At 69.7% G+C, this 3,828-nt stretch carries 1 protein-coding gene and 1 pseudogene; both read right to left on the bottom strand.

Features of this window, described 5'->3' with window-relative positions; translation table 11 throughout:
- Positions 1 to 1,038 (bottom strand): annotated as a pseudogene (locus tag VD972_RS36025) (hypothetical protein); the annotation flags it as partial.
- A 219-nt stretch (positions 1,039 to 1,257) separates the two neighbouring features.
- Positions 1,258 to 3,828 (bottom strand): chromosome segregation protein SMC (gene smc / locus VD972_RS36020; RefSeq protein WP_324993347.1); only part of this gene is annotated, 2,571 nt, incomplete at its 5' end.

Here is a 3,828-nt window from a genome sequence, read left to right as displayed (position 1 = left end):
GTGGTGGAGCAGGTACTCCTTGGCCGCCGTGAGCGCGTTCGAGGTGACGAGCGCGCCTTGACTGTGGGCCATGAGGTGGATGGGGCGACCGGCCTCGAGATCCCTCACCACCTGCAACGCCAGCGCGGTGGTGGCACTGTTCGGCACCACGCCCGTGAGATCCGTGGCGCACTGAGCCAGATCCCCGATGATGCTGTGGATGGGGAAGTCCTCCGCGGTGGAGTTGTGGATGCCGTAGACATTGGCACCCATCGTGTCGGCCACGTTCTGCATGCTGCCGTACTGGAAGTTGCCATCGTTCTGGATGCCGTTGACGTAGATGACCGTCTCCGCGGCCGGCTTGCCGTTGCTGGGGACCACGGGCTGGGTGTCATACACGTCCGTCCCAGACGGGTAGGCCGCTCCTCCCGCGCTGATGACCGCGCCGTCGAGCTGGCTCTCCGGCACCTGGCCGTCCTTGTCGACGGAGCCGATGGGCCGCGGCGTGGAGCCCGTCCCCGTCTGGCTGACGCCTGTGGCGGCCACGGTGCTCATGGCCTGGAAGGTGTTCGCAGCGGGGGAGCTGGCCGTGAAGCTTGACTGGCCTCGATCCAGAGTGAGCACGGCGGCGCGGGCCTGCGTGCTCGCTGCGGTGGCCTGGGCGGTGGCCGTCCGGGCCTCCCCAAGCGCCTTCTCCGCCTGCCGCAGCGACTGCTCCACCGCCGGACGCTTCGTGCCCGACGCAGTGGTGAGCTCACGCTTCAGCGTGTCGACACTCGCCTGGGCCTGCTGCTGGGCAGCCTGGGCCCGTCCCTGGGCGTTTCCAGCCTGCTGCGCATGACGCCGGGCCTCTGCCGCGCTCCGGGCACTCCGAGCGGCATCCGCGGCCCTCTTCGCCTCATCGGCCGCCTTCTTCGCTTCGTCGGCTGCCTTCTTCGCCTCGCTCTCCGCACGGTCCGACTTGCTGCTGTCGTCACTCTTGTCACTCTTGCTCGACTTCTCGGAGCGGCTCGTCGACCCCGTGCTGCTAGAGCGGCTGCTGCTGATTTCGGATGCCATGGTGGGACTCTCCTGGGCCGAGACGGCGTGTGCGAGAGAGTCTTGCAACTGCAGAGCCACTTCCAAGCGGCTGATCTTGTTCTGGTTTTCTGCGCTCGCCTCCTCGTGGAGCAGGCGAGCGCACTCCATGTGTCCCAAGGCAGGGACACCCGGCCCTCAGGGCACACCGGCAAAGGGCTCAGCAGTGCACGTGCGTCCGCACCTCCCTGGGGGAAGCGCTCAGGCGGCCGAGGAGTTGTCGTTGGCCGCGGTGGCCTCGCGGATCTTCACGCTCACCAGCTTGGAGATGCCGGGCTCCTCCATCGTCACGCCGTAGAGCGTGTCGGCCACCTCCATGGTCCGCTTGTTGTGGGTGATGAGGATGAACTGCGACTGGCGGCTCATCTCCTTCACCATCTCGTTGTAGCGGCCCACGTTGCCCTCATCCAGCGGCGCGTCCACCTCGTCCAGGAGGCAGAAGGGCGTCGGCTTGATGAGGAAGATGCCGAAGATGAGCGCCACGGCCGTGAGCGCCTTCTCACCGCCCGACAGGAGGTTGACGCTCTGCAGCTTCTTGCCCGGCGGCTGGGCGACGATCTCCACGCCCTGCTCGGAGCCCGGGCCCTCGTTGGTGAGCACCAGGCTGGCCCGCCCGCCGCCAAACAGCCGCGGGAACACCGCCTGGAACTTCTCGTTCACCACGTCGAACGTCTGCTTGAAGCGCTCGCGGCTCGTCAAGTCGATGCGCGAGATGGCCTCCCTGAGCTGCTCCAGCGTGGCCAGCAGGTCCTTCTTCTGTCCCGAGAGGAAGTCGAAGCGCTTGGTCAGCTCCGCGTGCTCGTCGATGGCCGTGAGGTTGATCTCCCCCATCTTCTCCACCTGGGCGCGCAGATCCCTCAGCTCCTCCTGCGTCTCCGCCGCCAGCGGCGCCAGCAGGTGGTAGCGGTGCAGCTCGAGGTCCAGCTCCACCTGGTGCCGCTCGCGAATGCCCGCCCTCAGGTGCTCCAGCTCCAGGGCGATCTCCCGCTCCTTCAGCGAGATCTGCGACAGGCCCTGCATCAGCTCGTCCAGCCGGCCGCGCAGCTCACGGAACTGGGTGTCCTGCTCGCGCACCTCGGCGGAGACCGTGGCGTGGGCGGTGCGGCGCCCCTCGAGCGTCTCGGCCGCCACGCGGTGCTCCTCGACCCGCTTCGCGCGTGACAGCTCCGTCTCCTCTGTCTTCCGCCGCAGCTCGTCCGCGCGCGCGGTCCCCTCCCCCACCGTCGCCTGAAGGCGGTGGATGCGCTCCTCCACCTCCCGGCGCTGGGTGATGAGGCTCTCCAGCTCCTTGCGCGCCGACTCGCCGCGCTCGCTGCCGGCGGCGACCTTGATGCGCAGGGCCATCAGCTCCGCGGATACCGCGTCTGCCCGCTGCTTCAGCGACTCCAGCTCGGTGGTGAGCTGCCGCACGCGCTCCTCGCGCCCCTCGCGATCGGTCTGCCCGTGGGCCACCTCGCCGCGGCTGTTCTCCTCCTCGTGCACCAGCGCTCCGTGCGAGTGGGCCAGCTGCGACTCCTCCCCCTCCACCGAGGCCAGCCGCTCGCGCACCCGGGCCAGATCCTCGCTGGCCTTGTGCAGATCCTTCTCCTGGTTGGCCAGGTTCAGCTCCTCGGCGTGCTGGTTCTTCGCCAGCCCCTTGAGGACGCTCTCCGTCTGCCCCATCTGCTTCTGGAGCGTGTAGTGCCGGGTGAGGATCTCGTTGTAGCGCTCCTCCACCCGGGCCACCTCGCCGGCCAGCTCGGCGATCTCGCGCTTCTTCTGCAGAGCGCCCACGGCCGCGCCCTCGCGCTCACCGCCCGTGAGGGTGCCGTCCGCGCGCACCACCTCGCCCTCCAAGGTGACGAGGGTGCACGGCGGGCCCCCGGCGGCCGCGTAGGCCCGCGCCGAGGCCATGTCCTCGACGATGATCACATCCCCGAGCAGCAGCCTCACCACCGGCTGGAGCGCCTCCTCGTACTTCACCTCCGCGAAGGCGCTGCCCAGCACACCCGGCCGGCTGAAGTCCGGCTCCGCCACGGGCGACAGCCCCTCGATGCGCGGTACCGGCAGGAAGCTGCCGCGGCCCTCGGAGGCCGTCCTCAGGTACTCCACCAGCTCGAAGCCCTTCTCCGGGCTCTCGACGATGACGTGCTGCAGCCGATCACCCAGCGCCGCCTCCACCGCGCGCTCGAAGCGCTGCGGGGCCGAGAGCACATCCGCCACCAGGCCGAAGATGCCCTGCTCCCGGAACTGCTGCCCGGCGCGCACCATCACCGCGCGCACGCCGCGATCGAAGCCCTCGTAGTTCTTCTGCAGCTCCTCCAGCGAGCCCAGCCGGCTGCGCTTGTCGGACAGCTCCTCGCGGAGGCTGATGACGTGGAGCTCGCTCTCGGTGAACTCGGCCCGAGTCTGCGCCAGGGCCTCCTCCTCCTGCGTCTTGCGCTCGGCCAGCTCCATCGCGTTGTGGCGGCTCTCCTCCACCAGCTGCAGCACCTCGGAGCGGCCGCGATCCAGCTCCTGCTCCTGGGCGCGCAGGGCCTCGGACTCGACGCGGTTCTTCTCCCGACGAGCCTCCAGATCCGTGCGCTGCCGAGCCAGGTTGACCAGGTTGGACTCGTGGTTGGCCAGGCGCGCCGCCACGGCCACCAGCGCCGCCCGCTCCTGCTCCAGCCGCACCGCATCGGCCTCGAGGGTCTCCAGCTCGATGCCGGCCTGGGTCCACGCCGCCGCCGCCTCGTTGGCCCGGGTCTGGGCATCCGCGATGGCGCGGGCGGCGTCGGCCGCGGCCTCCTC

Source organism: Hyalangium sp. (assembly GCF_035629615.1).
In the GTDB taxonomy this organism is placed as follows: Bacteria; Myxococcota; Myxococcia; order Myxococcales; family Myxococcaceae; genus Hyalangium.
The sequence above is the reverse complement of the archived record's forward strand: the minus strand, read 5'-3'. Positions and strand labels throughout refer to the sequence as shown.